This is a genomic window from Streptomyces sp. NPDC046308 (genome assembly GCF_055588065.1).
Window position 1 is genome coordinate 271,508 of the sequence record NZ_JBVJFB010000009.1, and the last position, 17,042, is coordinate 288,549.

Annotated in this window: 10 protein-coding genes; 2 read left to right on the plus strand and 8 right to left on the minus strand. The window is 74.1% G+C overall.

The features are described from left to right. Positions 1 to 113: 113 nt before the first annotated feature. On the plus strand, positions 114 to 536 hold the full coding sequence (locus ACZ6JT_RS31060; protein WP_362857145.1) for a subtilase-type protease inhibitor: 423 nt from the start codon (positions 114 to 116) through the stop codon (positions 534 to 536). A 76-nt stretch (positions 537 to 612) separates the two neighbouring features. On the opposite strand, the gene ACZ6JT_RS31065 is transcribed toward ACZ6JT_RS31060, so the two are convergent. The 8 genes from ACZ6JT_RS31065 to ACZ6JT_RS31100 all read right to left on the minus strand — a co-directional run bounded on the left by ACZ6JT_RS31065 (position 613) and on the right by ACZ6JT_RS31100 (position 13,851). After that, on the minus strand, positions 613 to 3,612 hold the full coding sequence (locus ACZ6JT_RS31065; RefSeq protein ID WP_469214856.1) for an SGNH hydrolase domain-containing protein: 3,000 nt from the start codon (positions 3,610 to 3,612) through the stop codon (positions 613 to 615). A gap of 14 nt (positions 3,613 to 3,626) precedes the next feature. Further along, positions 3,627 to 5,312, minus strand: a complete 1,686-nt coding sequence (locus ACZ6JT_RS31070) for a glycosyltransferase family 2 protein (RefSeq protein WP_469214858.1) — start codon at positions 5,310 to 5,312, stop codon at positions 3,627 to 3,629. Positions 5,313 to 5,483: 171 nt separating this feature from the next. Continuing rightward, entirely contained in the window at positions 5,484 to 8,048 is a 2,565-nt protein-coding gene (locus ACZ6JT_RS31075; RefSeq protein WP_469214859.1) for an acyl-CoA reductase, read from the minus strand. Continuing rightward, complete coding sequence (locus tag ACZ6JT_RS31080) at positions 8,045 to 9,256, minus strand: LuxE/PaaK family acyltransferase (RefSeq protein ID WP_469214861.1); 1,212 nt, start codon at positions 9,254 to 9,256, stop codon at positions 8,045 to 8,047. Before ACZ6JT_RS31080 ends, ACZ6JT_RS31075 begins: the two co-directional genes overlap by 4 nt. Then, positions 9,253 to 10,398 carry a GNAT family N-acetyltransferase gene (locus ACZ6JT_RS31085; RefSeq protein WP_469214862.1) on the minus strand — a complete coding sequence of 382 codons (1,146 nt, stop codon included), beginning with the start codon at positions 10,396 to 10,398 and terminating at the stop codon, positions 9,253 to 9,255. The genes ACZ6JT_RS31080 and ACZ6JT_RS31085 overlap by 4 nt, the downstream gene beginning before the upstream one ends. Continuing rightward, positions 10,395 to 11,681, minus strand: coding sequence for an MFS transporter (locus ACZ6JT_RS31090; protein ID WP_469214863.1), 1,287 nt, complete (start codon positions 11,679 to 11,681; stop codon positions 10,395 to 10,397). Before ACZ6JT_RS31090 ends, ACZ6JT_RS31085 begins: the two co-directional genes overlap by 4 nt. Then, positions 11,678 to 12,946 carry a phenylacetate--CoA ligase family protein gene (locus ACZ6JT_RS31095; RefSeq protein ID WP_469214865.1) on the minus strand — a complete coding sequence of 423 codons (1,269 nt, stop codon included), beginning with the start codon at positions 12,944 to 12,946 and terminating at the stop codon, positions 11,678 to 11,680. Before ACZ6JT_RS31095 ends, ACZ6JT_RS31090 begins: the two co-directional genes overlap by 4 nt. 311 nt (positions 12,947 to 13,257) lie before the next feature. Continuing rightward, entirely contained in the window at positions 13,258 to 13,851 is a 594-nt protein-coding gene (locus ACZ6JT_RS31100) for an NAD(P)H-dependent oxidoreductase (protein WP_469214867.1), read from the minus strand. A 462-nt stretch (positions 13,852 to 14,313) separates the two neighbouring features. On the opposite strand from ACZ6JT_RS31100, the gene ACZ6JT_RS31105 reads away from it, so the two are divergent. Further along, positions 14,314 to 16,935 (plus strand): winged helix-turn-helix domain-containing protein, encoded by a 2,622-nt coding sequence (locus ACZ6JT_RS31105; protein WP_469214869.1) that lies wholly within the window; start codon positions 14,314 to 14,316, stop codon positions 16,933 to 16,935. Positions 16,936 to 17,042 lie beyond the last annotated feature (107 nt).

Consider the following 17,042-nt stretch of genomic DNA (forward strand, 5'->3'; position numbering starts at 1 on the left):
TAAATCGGTCATGGACATGCGGTGCGGCCGCATGTCGGACAGTCTGGACTCACCAGGACGCGATCGAAAGTAAATATCGCGTTCAACCTTCGAATCGAAAGGTGAGTCCCGTCGTGCGTCACCGCATCGCAGCTGCCTCCGCCGCTGCAGTCCTCAGCCTGATCGGAGCCACCGGAATCGCGGCGGCTCAGCCCGCCAGCCTGTACGCCCCGTCCGCCATGGTGTTCACCATCGCGCAGGGCGACGACGACGCGTCCACCGTCGTCCGGGCGTCCACCCTCAGCTGCGCGCCGACCGCCCTGGGCACCCACCCCGACCCGGGCTCCGCCTGCGCGGCCCTCAACTCCACCGGCGGGTCGCTCGACCACCTGCTCGCCTCCCCGGACCCGGACCGGGCGTGTCCCATGCACTACGCCCCGGTCACCGTGACGGCGGACGGCGTGTGGCAGGGCAGCCGCGTCACCTGGAAGCACACCTTCTCCAACAGCTGCGTCATGAACGCGACCCTCAACGGCAACGCCGTCTTCGCCTTCTGACGCTCCGCCGCAGCGGCCCCGCCGCCCCCGCACGGTGCCCCGCCCGCCGACCAGCGGGCGGGGCACCGGCACGGGCCTAGCCGGCCCTCTCCCGGGCCGACACCGTGACGTGGTCGACGCGCATCGCGTGGCCCGGTTCGGTGGCCGGCCCGACGGTCCCGCCGTCGGCGCGCGGGAGGTCGCCACCGACGGCCACGTTGAGGATCAGGAACAGCCCGTGGTCCACGGCCCGCTGCCACGTCCCGCCGTCCATCCGGGCGGCCGTCACCCGGTGGTACACACGGCCGTCCAGATACCAGCGCACCTCCTCCGCGCCGGGAGCGAGATCGACCTCGACGGCGTACGAGTGGAACGCGCTCCGGCAGCCGGGGCACGGCTGCGGCCCCGAACCCAGCCCGACCGGCTCCTCGCACGGGCCGCCTTCGAGGACCCCGCAGTGCATCGTGCCGAAGACGGTGTCGCGCCCGTTCACGGACTCCATGACGTCGAGCTCACCGACCCCCGGCCAGCCCGTGTAGCCGTCGCGCAGCGGTGCCCCCAGGGTCCAGAACGCCGGCCAGTACCCCGCCGCCTTCTCGCCCGTCACTTCCGGAAGGGCGATCGACGCCTCGATGCGCAGGATCCCGCCGGGCGGCGGCGCGAAGTCGGAGCGGCGCGTCTCGATGCGCCCCGAACTCCACTGCCCGTCACTGCGGGTGGGGACGATCTCCAGCGCGCCCTTCCCGTCGAGGCGGACGTTGTCGGTCGAGTCCGTCATGGTCTCGACCTCGCCCGTGCCCCACCGCGGGGCCGGGCAGCCCGGATAACAGGTGCCGAGGTCGTGGATCCAGTGGGCGGCCGACGGAGGACTGCCCGCCGGGCCGTCGAAGTCGTCCCGCAGCAGCTGCCTCCACCCGTCCGCGCCGGCCGGCCCCGCGGCCGCGGCCGTGCCCGCGGCGGGCAGGACCCCGGCCTGCGTGAGCAGCCGCTCCAGCCGGTTGGTCAGGACGACGGCCGCCACATTGGTCAGGTGCGCGTCGTCCCGGTAGAGCAGGATCCGGTCGAGCACGGCCGGGCAGGTCGGCCCGTTGCCCGGGCACAGGACCGCGTTCACGCCGACGCTCCGTACGCCGGGCAGCGCACCGGATGCGATCCGCGCCGCCAGCGGATCGGGGCGCAGGGCCCGCGCCCGGCTGAACGCGCAGGCGCCTGCCGACTCGGGACGGCCCGAGACACACGCCGGGACGTCCGTACCGGGTACGGGAGTGTCCTCGACGTAGACGATGGGCGCCCCCAGCGCCCTGAGCTGCCGCAGCGTTCTCTCCCAGCCCTCGGCCAGCAGCCCCGCGTCGGCGGTGTAGCGGTTGAGGGAGGCGATCACGATGAGCCGCGGCTTCGGCTGCTGCCGCAGCCTCTCCAGGGTGTCGGCCCGCCACGTGTCGCACTCCCGGTAGGCCCGGCCGAGCTGGGGGCTGTCCACCGTCAGCTCCGGCAGCGGGCAGCCCTGCTTCACCAGCTCCTGCAACGCCCAGCCCCGCCCGGCGGCCAGCGCCAGCATCGGGGAGAACCACTGCCCCGCGTGCGAGTCGCCGAGCAGCACGATCCGGTCCGGGCTGTCCACCGCACCGAACAGGCAGTCCGGGCTGCGGGTTTCGGCCGGGGCGACCTCGCAGGCCCCGTCCGGCGGGAAGTCCGCGCGCGCCTGCACCGGGCTCGGCACCACCGGACCGTCCACGAGCGGGGTACCGGACGTCCGGGCGAGGAGAGTGGGGCCCGAGGCGGCGCCCGGCGGCAGCCCCTTCGGGTCCACCGGGGCGGCCGGGCCCAGCAGGTGCAGCGTCGTGGTCCCCACCACCAGGGCGAGGGCGACCGGCAGCACGATGGCCGTGACGCCCACCGACAGGCCGCGGCGGGGGAGTTCGGAGACCGTACGGCTGCGGCGCAGCGGCTGCTCGACCCAGCGCAGGGTGGCGAGCGCGGGCAGTACGGCCGCCAGTGTCAGCGCGGTCTTCGCGGGCCAGCCGAGCGGGCCGGTCCGGGCCTCGGCGAGCACGAGCACCGGCCAGTGCCACAGGTACAGGTTGTACGAGAGCCGCCCCACGGCACGGGGCGCCCGCCCCGCCAGCAGCCGTCCGACCTCGTGGACCCCCGGCGCGTTGCGCTCGCCCCGGCCCGGGATCGCGGCGAGGATCACGGCGGCGGTGGCCAGGGTCGGCACGAGCGCCGCGTAGCCGGGGTAGGGGGTGGCGGCGTCGTACGACACCACGCACCAGCCGATCGCCGCGGCCCCGGCCCAGCCGCACAGCAGCCGCAGCGGTCGCGGACCGCGCATCAGGTGCCAGGGCAGCAGCGCGAGCAGCGCACCCACCCCGAACTGCCAGACGCGCGAGGGCGTTGCGAGGTACGCGAGGGACACGGAGTGTCGGGTCCAGTACAGGGACAGGGCGAACGACGCGAGGGTCAGCGGCGCGGCGACCAGCACCACGACGTAGCGGACGGCCCGGCCCCGGCGGACCGCCCGGGCCGCGCAGAGCACGAGCACCGCCAGCATCGGGGCCCAGAACAGGTAGAACTGCTCCTCGACGGCGAGGGACCAGAAGTGGAGCAGCGGGCTCTGGTCGTGCCCGGCGGCGAGGTAGTCGGTCCGCTGCGACACGAACCTCCAGTTGGCGACGGACAGCGCCGCCGCGACGACGTCGTGCTCCACGTCGGTGCGGCGCAGCGGTACGGTCAGCCATGCGCCGGCCACCGCCACCGCGCCGAGCACCACGGCGGCCGAGGGCAGCAGCCGTCGGGCCCGCCGGGAGAAGAAGTCGCCGAGCCGGATCCGGCCGGTGGTGATCGCCTCGCGGACCAGCAGGCCGGTGATCAGGTAGCCGGAGATGACGAAGAAGACGTCCACGCCGACGAAACCGCCGGTCGCCCACGGAATCCCGGCGTGGAAGGCGAGGACCGCGAGGACGGCGACCGCGCGCAGCCCCTCGATGTCGGGCCGGAAGGCGGACCGGTGCGGGCTGGGGCCGGACTCGGCGCCGGAACGCGATCCGGACGGCGGCGCGGCGGGGCCCCGCCGGCCGGGTGTGAGGAGGAAGGACATGGTGACGGCGCCTTTCAGCTCAGCCAGGGAAGCATCGGGTCGACCCACCCCGAGGCCAGCAGGCCGGTGAGCAGGAGCACCGCGGAGGCGGCGACGGTCTCGGGCCAGCGGCGGGGCAGCATGCCGGTACGGGGGCGCAGGGCGGCCCGTACGCGGGCGCGCAGCGGTCCGGCGGCCGGGTACAGCTCGGCCAGCAGGTCCCGGATCAGCGGGACGTTGATCTGGCACTGCACCAGGAGGTAGAGGAGCAGCCCCCAGTTGGGCTCCCAGCCGTTGTGGGCCACGGCCAGAGCGAGTCCGGCGACGGCCGCGCCGTTGGAGAGGACGAGCCAGGCCAGCGAGACGGCCACCACCCGCCGGGCCATCCCGCCGGGAGCCCCCGCACTCCGCGTGCCGGTGGGCACCCAGGCGGCGCTGCGGCCCCGCAGCGTGTGCAGGAACGCCGTCGCGGCCGCGACGCTCGTCAGGACGTTCGCCCGGATCACCTCGACCCGCCAGCGGGTCCGGCTGATCCGCGGCAGCAGGACGTGCCACAGCCACAGCGGGGCGAGCAGCGGCAGCACGTGCCAGGGCCGGATGTGGTCCGGGTACCAGAACATCATCACCAGCGGCGGCAACGGCGCCGCGAAGGTGTTCACCGCCGTGGTCAGGTAACCGACGATCCCCTCGTAGAAGCACAGCCGCATCCGCCAGGGGGCGCGCATCCGCCCCAGTACGGGCGTGCCGAGCAGGTGGAGGTTGCCCATCGCCCACCGGTACTGCTGGTTGACGAAGGAGGTGACGTGGTCGGGCGAGGTGCCCTTGGCGACGAGCACCGGTACGTACAGGGTGCGGAACCCCTGCTCGTGGAGGGCGAGTCCGGTGTAGAGGTCCTCGCTGTGGTCGAGCCGGGCGAAACCGCCGGCCAGATCGATCGCGCTGCGCCGGTAGACGGCGTTGCTGCCGCAGCAGATGGCGGCGTCGCTCGCGTCCCGGGACGGCTGGATCCACCGGAAGAACCACTCCTGGGCGGAGCCGGCGGCGCGTTGGATCCAGCCCATGGTCTCGTCGGTGTCGAAGCACTGCGGGCTCTGCACGATGCCGACGGCGGGGTCGGCCAGGTACGGGACGAGGTGGCGCAGGAAGTCCGGCCTGGGCGCGAAGTCCGCGTCGAGGATCGCGATGAACTCGGCGCCGCTCAGGGTGAGCGCGTGGTTGAGGTTGCCGGCCTTCTTCAGGTGCCCGCGGTCGGGGCGCACCACGTACGCGTAGCCGTACGAGGCGGCCAGCGCGGCGACTTCGGGCCGGTCGGCGTCGTCCAGCACCCAGACGTTCAGCGCGTCGTCCGGCCAGTCGACGGCGGCCACCGCGCGGTAGGCGTTGTCCAGGACGGGGAGCGGCTCGCCGCAGGTCGGCAGGTACAGATCGACGTCGGGCAGGGCGGCGGGCCGCCAGGCGTGGACGAGCACTTCGTGCGACTGCCGGGTGAGCCGGCGCTGGCGCAGGCTGTTGACGGAAGAGAGCGCCAGGGCCACGAGGTTGAGGCCGAGGACGGCGAGGAAGGCCCACAGGGCGGGTGTGCGCAGGGCGAAGGTGAACATGGTCGCCGCCGTGAACACGAAGGCCAGCGAGGTGGTGATCAGGACCCAGCGGCGTTGGGGTCCGAAGTACCAGTAGAGCTCTTCGTCGGACGGTGGTTGCGGAAGATGAGGAAAGGTCACAAAGCCCCCCACGGCTGTGCATGTGCGTGTTTCAGATGACCCACCCTAGTGTTAAAGGTATAGACCACTGTCACGTGGGGATGAACAGTCCTGAAACTCACAGCTGTTGCCGAACCGCGCCGTCGGCCCCGGTGCGCGGACCGGGGCCGACGGCGCAGGTCCGGCGATGGACTACGCGACCGCCCGGTGGCGCGCGTCCACCACCGCGAGGAGCTTGCCGCTGGTCGGGCTCCGGTCCAGCGAGGCACCGTCCACCGCCTCGACCACCAGGTCCAGCAGCCGCTCCGTCACCGCCGAGCGGAGCTCCGGGTAGCCGGCCAGGAACACCTCCCGAAGCCGCTCCGCGTCCGTCGCCCCGGCCCGCTCCACCCGTACGGTCAGCCGCTCGCGCGCGTCCGCGGCGTCGAGCCGGATCTGCAACTCGCCACGGTGCCCGCCCCGTTCCTCCGCCAGGTCCAGGAAGCGGCGGTGGTTCAGGAAGTACGTCGCCACCCGCATCACGTCACCGGTGCGCCCGCGCAGCTCGAAGCGCGGCGCGTGCCGGCCGCACGGGCAGCGGCCCGGCACCTCCCGGCCGAGGTCGCCGATCACGTACCGGCCCAGGTGCTGGCCGTGCCGGGCGTGCGTGGTGAAGACCAGCCGGCCCGTCTCGCCCGGGCGCACCGGCCGGTCCTCGGCCTGGTCCAGGATCTCCATCATGTGGAGGTCGGCGTGCAGGTGGTGGACACCGCCGGAGCTCTCGGTGCACTGGTAGCCCAGCGGCCCGAGGTCGGTGCTCCCATAGGTGATGGAGCGGACGGCCTCGATCCCGAACGTCTCCTTCAGCGTGCGCTGTTGCTCCTCGGTGAAGTGCTCGCCGCCGTAGAAGACCTTGCGCAGCCCGCCGTACGCACGCAGCGCGTCCGCCTCCGCGTGCAGCAGCTGCCACAGATAGGAGGGCATCCCGAAGAGGGTGTCGGCCCCGAGGTCGATCAGCGCCTGAGCCGTCGCCCGGTGGTCCGGCCCCGCGGACAGCGGCAGTTGCACCCCGCCGAGCCGTTCCAGGACGGAGAAGAAGCTGATGAAACTGCCGTACATGGCGCCGCAGTAGAAGAGGTTGGCGGTGCGGTCCCCGACCGGGTCGTAGCCGGCGGCCAGCAGGCCCCGGGCGGCGGCGTGCATCTGGGTGTCGTAGTCGTCGTAACTGAAGATCGACAGTGCGGGCGCACCGGTGCTGCCGCCGCTGCGGAAGTACAGCTCGGCATCGGCCCGCGCCACCCGCGAGCCCGGCTCCCGCACGTCCTCCTTGCCCAGCAGCGGGCCCGCGGGCCGCGGCAGGACGACGGGCCGGGCCAGGTCGTCCAGGCAGGCCGTGGTGGCGAAGCGGACCGGATCGGCCTGGACCGCGACGCGGCGGCTGTAGCGCTGCAGGGCGTAGACGCCGTCGTGCGGCTCACCCGCGTAGCTGGCCAGCATGGCGCCGACGGGTGTGACACGGGTGACGCCCGCCGCGAGGGCGGTGCGGGAGAGCTCGGCGACGTCGGCCGGGCTGCCCGCGAGGCCCGCGGTCTGCAGGTAGCGGCGCATGGGGCGCAGGGTGGCGATCAGCCGCTTGCGGGGCAGCGGTTTGACCCACACGCTGCGGTGCAGCGGCGAGGCGGTGAGGGGGGAGCGGGTGTCGGCCATGACCCGCCACGAACCGTCGGGCGCGGCGAACACCCTCGTCAGACCCAGGTGTTCCTCCAGCCGCGCCATCAGCTCGGTGGTGGTCAGCTCGGCCTCCTCGGCGGGATCCGGCCCGCCCGCCGGGGAGGCGGTCGCGGCCGGCGGGCGGGCGGCGAGCACGGCGGCGAAGCGTTCGGCGAACGCGAACACCTCGCCCTCGTCCTCGGTGTCGAGGTAGACCACCTGGGGGCTGGAACACGCCTGCTGCTCGTGCAGACACACGTCGTCCGCGAGGGCGTCGAGCGTCCCGGCGTCCGACCAGACGTCGGCCGTCAGATACGCGAAGGAGATCCGGTGCCCCCACTCCACCAGCCGGCAGCCGGCCGGCACATGGGCGGCCACGCCCTCGACGGCGCCCTCCCCGCCCCACACGGCGACGGCGTCCGCGGGCGCGCACATCAGGCGCAGCCACTCCTGCCGGGACGACGGGAAGCGCAGCACGATAATCCGCGCGGCCAGCGCACCGCTCGGGTCCAGGGCCGCGAGCTCGGCCATCAGGTGCTGGGTGAGGAGGGTGTCGGCGCTGCTGGTCTTGAGGACGTTGACATTCCCGGCGAGCAGGCCCTCGACGATGCTGAGCGGCGCCACCGTCGAGGCGTTGCCCGGGGCGATGTGCGCGACGAGGCCGACGGGCGCCCAGGCCTCGTAGACCGTCTCGCGCGGATCTGCCCGGTTCAGCCGGCCGGGAGCCGCGCTGCCGAGCTCCCGGCGCAGCTTGCGGGTCAGCTCCCGCCGGCCGAGGAAGACACCCAGCTCGACCAGGACGGCCGGGTCCTCGCCTTCCGGCAGGTGCGGGGCGAGCCGGGCGTGGACCGGGTGGGCGGGGTCGCACAGCGCGCCGGAGAGGGCGTCGCAGGCGGCCAGCACCGTCTCGGTCTCCAGCCCCTCGGCCAGCGCGGCCTCCACGGCGGCCGGCAGACCGGCGAGGAGGCGCCCGGCCTCCTCGTCGCCGACGAAGGCGCCCTGCCAGTAGTGGTGCGCGGCGCCGTCGCCGTGCTGCTCGTACGCGGTCCCGGTCTGCGTCACGCTCACGCCATGCCCTTCATCAGTTCGGCTGCGGCCACCGCGCAGCTGCGGTTGCGGCTCACCCCGGCACGGCCGTGCACGGTGAACCAGGGGGTCTTCAGCTCGCACCCGCAGGCGTCGCCCGGCCGGAGGGAGGCGAGGTCGCCCATGAGCACGCTCTGCGCCGGCACCGAGGTGATGTACGGCGACACGAGGTGCAGGTAGCCCGGCTCCCCGTAGGGCAGCGGCTCGAGCGTGCGCGTGGACCGGATCGTCACCCGGGACCAGACGGGGGCGTGCAGCCGGTGGTGGTCGCACTCGATGTACGGGACGCAGTGCTCCACCGACCCGAAGGTGTCCCGGATCCGCTCACCCGGAACGCCCAGCTGCTCGGTGACGCGGGCGTACAGCTCCTCCTTGGAGATGCGCCGGTCGGCGTGTCCCTTCCAGCCGCCGCCGAGGACGACGAGGGAGCCCTCGGGCAGCCGCAACGGAGGCAGCCCCATGGCCCGCATCCGTTCCAGCGTGAAGAAGAGGAAGGCCGGGAAGCCGAGGATGCGGACCGGGGCGTCCTCGCGCTCGAAGCGGCGCAGCGCGGCGATGCAGCCGAACGGGTCGAACTCGTGGTCGGCGCCGGTGTTGCGCAGGGCGTACGCCACGCTGCGGGCCGGGGCGAAGTCGCACAGGTAGTTGTCGGTGAACGCGGTCCCCAGCTTCAGGGACGGGGCCGGCTCGTAGCTGTAGAGGAGGTAGTTGACCTCCTGGTCGGGGGTGATCCAGCCGTTGCGCTCGAAGATCCGGGCGACCATGCGCTGGGCGGAGCGGATGGTCCACTGGTCGAAGAACATCTGCGACTTCTGGCCCGTGGTACCGGAGGAGGTCAGGTGCAGCTCGACGTCCTCGCGCGGGATGGAGATCACCTCGTGGCGCTTGAAGAAGTTCGCGTGGACGAGCGGCGTGCGGTACGGCTCGGCGGGGGGAGTGGCCTCGTACAGGGAGCGGAAGAACGGGGAGCGCTCGCGGTGCCAGGCGTTGGCCTCGCCCATGGCGGCGGCGAACAGTTCGTCCTCGGCGGGCCCGAAGGCGTACGGATCGGTCAGGTCGCACAGCCGCTGTACGTGGGGCAGCAGGGCCGGGTCGGGTACGGAGACCGGTGCGAGATGGGGGTTCGGGTGGTGCGTGGCGTGCACCGGATACGTGGGAGTCACGGGATCCGTGGGATTCGTGGGATTCATGAGGCGACCTCGGATGATGTGGGCAGATGGGTCGACGCCCAGGCCGACGTGTAGCAGTCCAGATAGGGCTGGAGGGGCGGTTCGACGGCGACGCCGCGGAAGTCGATCCGCTCGCTGGAACGGGACAGCACGGCGTAGTCGTGGAAGCCGTCGCCGTCCGCGCGCATCGCCGGGTAGAGGGCCCCGGCGACGAACCCCTGGGCGAGGAAGGCGGACAGGGCCTCCCCGTGCGCGAGCGGCACCAGGGCCTCGACGTAGCCGGCACCCGCACGGGCCAGGGCCCGGGTGACGGGTTCGAGGTACGCGGCCGCGGCGGCCGGGTCGGGGTGGGCGGTCAGCAGGGAGGCGTAGCCGCCGGCACGGTTGAGGTAGGCGTAGACCTCGAACCGGCCGTCTTCCGGGGTGAGCAGCACGTTCGGGGTGTGCAGCGGGTAGAACCAGCCCTGGGCGCAGGGGAACCGCTCGCGGAAGCGGCGGCGGACGAAGGCCGGCGCCTCGATCATCTCCAGCCGCTCGGCGGCCCCGTGCGGCGCGGGCTCCGGCAGCGGGCCGGCGGCCGCGCGGACCCCGGGGTAGCGGATGCCGAGGGCGGCCTCGGCGGTGCGCAGCAACGGCAGTAGCGGGGCGGGCACTTCGGTGACGGGGATCCGGCGGTCGAGCACCCCCGCGCAGTGACGCGCGTAGAGTGCGAGGGTTTCGCGGCTGCGGAGATCCACCGCGTTGGGCAGGATGCCCAGCGGACGGAAGCCGTTGCGCGCGACCACGCGCTGCGGACCGGAACTGACGGTGCGTACGGTCGCGTACACCGAGTCCAGCCGCCCCGTGTCGAGCATCCCTGCGCACAGTGCCTCGGTCAGGGTGGCGGCCAGGCCCGCCGAGCGGTGCTCGGGGTGGACGGCGATGCCCTCCAGACGGCCGATGCGGCTGCCCGGCTCACCGTGGATGGCGGCCGACGACGTCAGGGCCCCGGTGTCGGGGCAGCGGCCGACGAGCCACAGGGAGCACGGGTCCTCGATGAGCCGGGCCATCTCGGCCGGGTCGGTGCCGAGGGCCACGGGGTAGTGCGGCCCGTAGACCGCGTAGTAGAGCTGGCGCAGCTCGGCGATGTCCGCGCGGACGGCCGGGGTGACGACGGGGTTCACCGGGCGCCTCCTAGGACTCCCGGCGCCCCCGAGGGCTCGGGTTCGGGCGTACGGGACCCCAGCAGGGCCAGCGCGCAGGCCGCGGGCAGCAGGCCGACCCCCTGCACCAGGCACAGGGTCTGCGGGGAGAACAGGTCGCCCGCGAAGCCGAACACCAGGGACGCCACCGGCAGGGAGGCGCCCAGAACGGCCTGCATCACGGCGAAGAAGCCCGGCTTGTCGGCGGTGGGCACCAGCCGCTGGAACAGGGCCACGAAGCGGACGCTGACGGCCCCGGCGCACCAGCCGGCCACGGCCAGGCAGCCCGCGACGACCGGACGGTCGTCGAACAGGCCCGGCAGCGCCAGCGCGAGGGACATCAGGCCCAGGGACCAGGCGCCGGCGACCGTGGGCCGCCCGGGCACGCGGGTGCCGGTGAAGGCGCCGACGAGGGCGCCCGCGCCCAGCGAGGCCTCGAGCAGGGCGACCGTGCCGCCACCGCCGTGCAGGACCGAGCGGGTGTAGAGGGGGATGACGACGAACACGGCGGCGGTGAAGAGGTTCGCCGCGGTGAAGCAGACCAGGATCCGCCGTACGTAGAGCAGTTCACCCAGGATGCGGCCCAGCGGGCGCCGCGCCGGCGGCTCGTCCGAGGGGGCCGTGGACGACGCCGGCCCGCGGAAACGGGCGCTCGCGACGAGGAGGGCGGCGCCGGCGTAGGCGGCCGCGCAGCCCGCGGCCAGCCCGGCCACACCGGCCTGGTCGACCGTCAGGGCGCCGAGCAGCGCTCCGCCGAGACCCGCGAGTGACTGCGTGGACAGCTCGAAGCCGGTGGCCGTCTCGATGTCGGCGTCGTCGACGAGCTCGGGCACCGAGGTGGTCAGGCAGGGGTCGAAGAACGCCTGGCAGGTGGCCAGGGCGAGCGCGGCGGCGTACACCCCGGCGAGCGGCGGTCCGCCACCCTGCGCCCACACCGCGAGGACGCCCGCGGTGGCCGCGGCCAATGCGGCGGCGGACCGCAGCACCGAACGGTGGGCGAATCCGGCCACCGTCCGGGCCACGACAGGAGCGAGCACCACGGCGGGCAGTGTGCAGAGGGCCATGAACAGGCCGGAGGCCAGACCGCGGGCGTCGCGGACGGCGTAGGCGACGATCCACCAGGACACGCCGACCTGGAACATGCGCACCGCGGCCTGGGTGAGGACCTGGCCGAGCCAGACGGCGGCGAAGGCACGGTTGCGCAGGATCAGCGGCGCGCGCCGGCCCGGGGGCGCGGTCGCGGGGGTGCAGGAGGCGGCGGTCATGCGGTCGGCCTCTCGTCGAGGACCCGGACGAGCTTGCCCGAGCGCGGGTTGACGGCGAGGTCGCGGTGGCGCGCCCACTCCACGGAGAGCGGGTGCACGAACCCGGCGCGCACACTGTCCGGATACAGCGGCCGTACGCTCTCCAGCTCGGCGACGACGGCCCCGGCCAGTTCCTCCCGGCCGTGGTCGGGGTCGCCGGGGGCCGTCGCCAGGCGCAGGACGAGCCCGTCGCGGCCGTCCCAGCGGCGGACGACGAGCTGTGTGCCGACCACCCGCCCCGCGGTGTCGGCCGCGGTCACGGCGTCCTGGGCGTCCTGGGTGTAGAGGGAGACGGGTCCGACCCGTACACCCTCCTCGGCGCGCCCGAGGATCCGGAAGTGCCCGGGGCCGGTGCCGGTCCACTCGGCGCGGTCGCCGGCGGGGTAGCGGATGATCGGCATCAGACGGCGGAAGAGGCTGGTCACGACGACGCGGCCGGGCCGCCCCGGTTCGGTGATGGGCTCGTCGGTGGAGTCGTCGAGGATCTCGACGACCGAGTACGGGGTGAAGGCCCGGTGCACCCGGGCGTCGGCACCGGGGACGGGGCGGCCGAGCAGGCCGGCGTCGACGCTCGCGTATCCGACGGAACGGGCCTCGGCGCGCGGGAACGCGGTGGCCAGCAGGCGCCGCTGGTCGTCGAAGAGCGCCTCGCCGCCGAAGAGCAGCAGCTCGACGGAGTCGAGCCGGACACCGGACGAGACGACCTGCTCGGCCAGCCGGCACAGGGTGGTGGGCGTGCCGGTCAGTACCTGGGCGGCGAGATCGCGCAGGGTGGGGATCGTCGTCTCCGGCGGCGCGCCGCCGCCGATGGGCAGGCGGACGTTGTCCACGGGCGCGTGGGCGAGCGAGTCGAGGACGAAGAGGAAGCTGGCGTACAGCTCCCCCGCGTAGAAGAGGTCGGCGACGCGGTGTCCCGGGCGCAGGCCCGCGTCCACCAGTCCCTGGCCGAAGGCGGTGACGAAGGTGCGCCACTCGTCGCGGGTGTAGACGGAGAACTTGGGGGACCCGGTGGTGCCGCCGGTCTTGTAGACCGTGGCCTCGCTGAGCGGACCGGTCAACACGCGGCTGTCGTGCAGCGTGTTGGCCGCCCAGAACTCCTGCTGGTCGACCACCGGCAGGTCGGTGAGGCGGTCGGCGTGCGGCGGCAGGGACGCGTAGAGGTCCCGGTAGAAGGGAGAGTTGTGACGGGCGAAACGTATGAGGTCCGAGAGTTGCTGGGCGGACATGGGCCTTTGCCTTGGTGACGGAAATGGGACGGGAGCCCCGGCGGCGCACGGCGACGAAGAGACCTCGCCTGCGGCTTCGACCGGTGTGAACGGGGGACCCCCCCGGTGCCCCCGGCTCCTCGACGCACGCCAAGAGCTGACGTGCTGTCACGATGATGAAACATCAGTGCGCTCGTCACCAAATTGGCCGAAGATTTCCGGCCAGCGTGGCCGCATTCGGCAATATCTTCGCCACCGCCTCCGGACCGTCAGGAGGCCGTGGCGCAGGTCGGTGCAGACGCGAACGCGCGCGGCGCCCCGTCCATCACGGTTCAGGCCAGCAGTGCGGCGGCCTGCCGACGTGCCTCGGCGAGCCACGCCGCACGTTCCCCGTCGGCCGAGTCGGTGACGGTACGGAAGACGACGCGGCGCACGTCGGCGACTCCCACGTACGGCAGGACGCATGCCGACCAGATGCTGTGCAGCGGGTCGCCGAACTCGGACTCCTCGCGATAGGCCGGAGTGTCGGACGTGTTCAGGACGAGCGCCCGGCCGGCCTTCAGGAGCCCCGCGGGCTCCCCGTTCGCGGTGCCCAGCTTGTAGGCGACGCCGGGTGCCAGTACGCGCTGCACCCAGCCGGCCAGGACGGCCGGTGGCATGCCCCACCAGTTCGGGTGGACGAACACCAGGGCGTCGAGCGTGCCCACCTCGGCCCGGTGAAGCGCCACCTGCGCGTCACGGGCCGGTGCCGCCGCCCGGACCGTCTCCGTCTCCCCGGCGGAGAGGGACGGCGCGAATCCCTCGGCGCACAGATCGTGCGCCACCACCTGGCACCCCCGCCCGTGCAACTCCTCCACCACCGCGTCGAACAGCGCGTGATTGAAGCTTCCCGGCCGCGGATGTGCGAGATACACCCCTACGCGCATGACTCTCCCCCAGTCGACACGAGCCGCCCTTGCGGCTGATCGTCATTATCAGCCGGCGCCGCCTGGCCGGCCGAGCAGGTCGGCCGGCCGGTGATCGGGCCGCCGTACCACTGAAGGCCGTCGGAGGAGGGCCGCCCGGTCGACGTGCGAAGGGCTCCCGGGCGGACCTCCCACCCCAGGCTGCCCCGTCACCGGCCGGTGCGGGGTGAACACGGCCGCAGCCTGCGCCGAACGGGACTCACCCGGATCGGGTGACACGACTGGTGATCACCGTTGATCACGGTTTGAGTGGGGAGCGCGGACGGGCCACGGCCCGCACCCCGCACCCTCTGGCCCGAACCGAACCGAACCGAACCGAGCCGAGCCGACGACGACACCGGTGACCGCATGGAGAACCCCGCAGGGCCCGAGTCCCCCGTGGGCCCGCCACCGTCCGGGAGCCCGGCACCGTCCGGGGACCCGATGCTCACCGCGCGCTTCGCCGTCCCGGCCGTACCGCGGCTCCTCGTGCACCGGCCCGAGCTGCTGAAACGCATGACGGCCGGGGCACGGGGCCCACTCACCCTCGTCAACGGTCCGGCCGGCTCGGGCAAGACGGTGCTCGCCGCCCACTGGGCGGCCGGCGGGCTCGCGCCGCGTCCCCCCGTATGGCTGACCGTCGAGCCGGGCGACGCCCCCGGCGCCCTCTGGGCGTACGTCCTGGAGGCCCTGCGCCGGGGCGGGGTGGCGCTGCCGGCCGCCGTGGGCAGACCCACGAGGGCCGAGGGAGTGACCCGGTCGTTCCTGGTACGTCTGGCGGAGGGGCTCGCCGCTTCGGCGCAGCCCGCCGTCCTCGTGCTCGACCAGTTCGACACGGCCCAGCCGCCCGCGGCGATGACGGAAGGACTGGACTTCGTGCTCCGGCACGCGGCCGGGGGCCTGCGCATCGTGCTCACCAGCCGCACGGACTCGCTCCTGCCGCTGCACCGCTACCGCGCGGCCGGTGAGATCACCGAGATCCGCCAGGCGGACCTGAGGTTCACCCCGGAGGACGCCGGGGCGCTGCTGGCCGAGCACCGGCTGGAGGTCTCCCAGGAGGGGATCCGGCTGCTGGTGGAGCGGACCGAGGGGTGGGCGGCCGGAGTACGCCTGTGCGCCCTGGCGATGCAGCACAGCGCCGACCCCGAGACGTTCCTCCGCCAGTTCGCCGCCGACCGCACGATCATCGCCGACTACCTGCTCAGGGAAGTGCTCGACGCCCAGCCACCGCCCACGCAGGACCTGCTGCTGCGGGTCTGCGTCACCGACCACGTGCACCCGGACCTCGCGGACGAACTGACCGGCCGCGACGACGCCGCCCGGACCCTCGCCGGACTGGCCCGCGACAACGCCTTCCTCGAACGGATCGACGCATCGGCCTGGTACCGGCTGCACCCGCTGTTCGCCGAGGTCCTGCGCGCCCACCTCCGACAGCGCCGCCCCGGCCTGGAGCCGCGGCTGCACGGGCGGGCGGCGCGCTGGCTGGCCCGGACGGGCCGGCTCACCGAAGCGGTCCTCCAGGGCGCCGCGGCCGGTGACTGGCCGTTCGCGGCGGCACAACTGGTCGACAACCTGGCCCTCGGCCGGCTCTTCACCGGCCTGGAGGCGGATCGGCTGGGCCGGGCGTTCGCCGACATGCCGGCCGATCAGCCGGGCGCGGCTCCCGCACTGGTCGGCGCGGCCTGCCGGCTGGCCGAACGGGACCCGGCCGGATGCGAGGCCGGGCTGCGGCGGGCCGACGCGCACCTGGGCCCGGACTCCTCCCCGGCGGCGAGGCTCGGCCGCGCCTTCCTCGGCGTACTCGCGGGGCGACTGGCGGACGACCTGACGGCCACCGAACGGGCGGCGGCCGACTTCGGCCGGCTGCTCCCCGAGCTGCCGCCGCACCTGCTCGCCGAGCGCCCCGAGATCCGCGCCCTGGTACCGGCGGCCCTCGGCGCCGCCGAGCTCGGCGCCGGACACCTCGACCGCGCCGCTTGCGCCCTCACGTCCGCCGTCGACGCCTGCGGGGACCCCGGCACCGAGTACCCGCTCTGTGACGCGCTCGGCTCACTGGCCCTGACCGAGCTGATGCGCGGCCGGCTGCGGCAGGCTGCCGCGCGTGCCCGCGCCTCGCTCGCCGTGGCCGAGCAGTACGCGCTGCCGACCGAGCGCCGGACCGGTGTCGGCCACCTCGCCCTCGCGGGCGTCGCCGCGGAACAGGACGACCTGGCGGCCGCCCGGCGCCACCTCGACCTGGCGACCGCGGAGGCCGGGACCCGTCCGGAGCCCGTGGCCGCCGTGGTGGCCGCCGTCATCCGTGCCGGGATCTCGGCGGCCGAGGGCGACGCGGAGGCGGCGCTCGCGGCCCTCGGCGCCCTGCGGACGGCCGGGGCGCCGGTACGGGCCCACGCCTGGACCGTGTCCGAGCTGGCCGTGGCCGAGTCGGCCGCCCACCTGGTGCGCGGTGACACGGCCGCGGCCCTGCGGGTCCTGGACGCGGTGGAGGCCGGGGACGGAGAGCGCCCGGCGTACCTGGTGGCCCGGGCCCGCGCCCTGCTGGCGGCCGGCCGCGGCGAGCACGCGGCGCAGGCGCTGGCGGGCCTGCCGGAAGACGACGGCGCGCCCGTCGCCGTACGGGCCCGCGCGCGCCTGCTCCAGGCGCAGATCGCCGCCGCGGACGGCGACGCCGAAAAGGCCCGCCGACGGCTGGGGGAGGCGCTGGGGCTCGCCAGGCCGGAGGAACTGCGCCGGATGTTCACGGAGAGCGGCCCCTGGGTGCGCCGGATCCTGAGCCGGGACCCGCAACTGGCACGGCTGCACGGCTGGCTGCCCTCTCGCACCCCGGTCCGTGCGCCGGCGTCGACGGCCGGTGGGCGGCAGCCATCCGTCGTGGAGCCGCTGAGCGAGCGGGAGACCGAGGTGCTGCGCAAGGCCGCCGAGTTGCTGTCCACCGAGGAGATCGCGGCTGAGCTGTACCTGTCGCCCAACACCGTCAAGACCCACCTGAAGAGCATCTACCGCAAGCTCTCCGTCACCCGGCGCAGCGAGGCCGTCCACCGGGCGCAGGACCTCGGGATGCTGTGAGCCGTTCCGGACGCCGCAGCCGTTCCGGACCGTTCCGGACGCCGCAGGCGCGGCCTTCTCGCCCGTACCGGGCGATGCCGAGCCACCGGGCGAGGACCGACGATGAG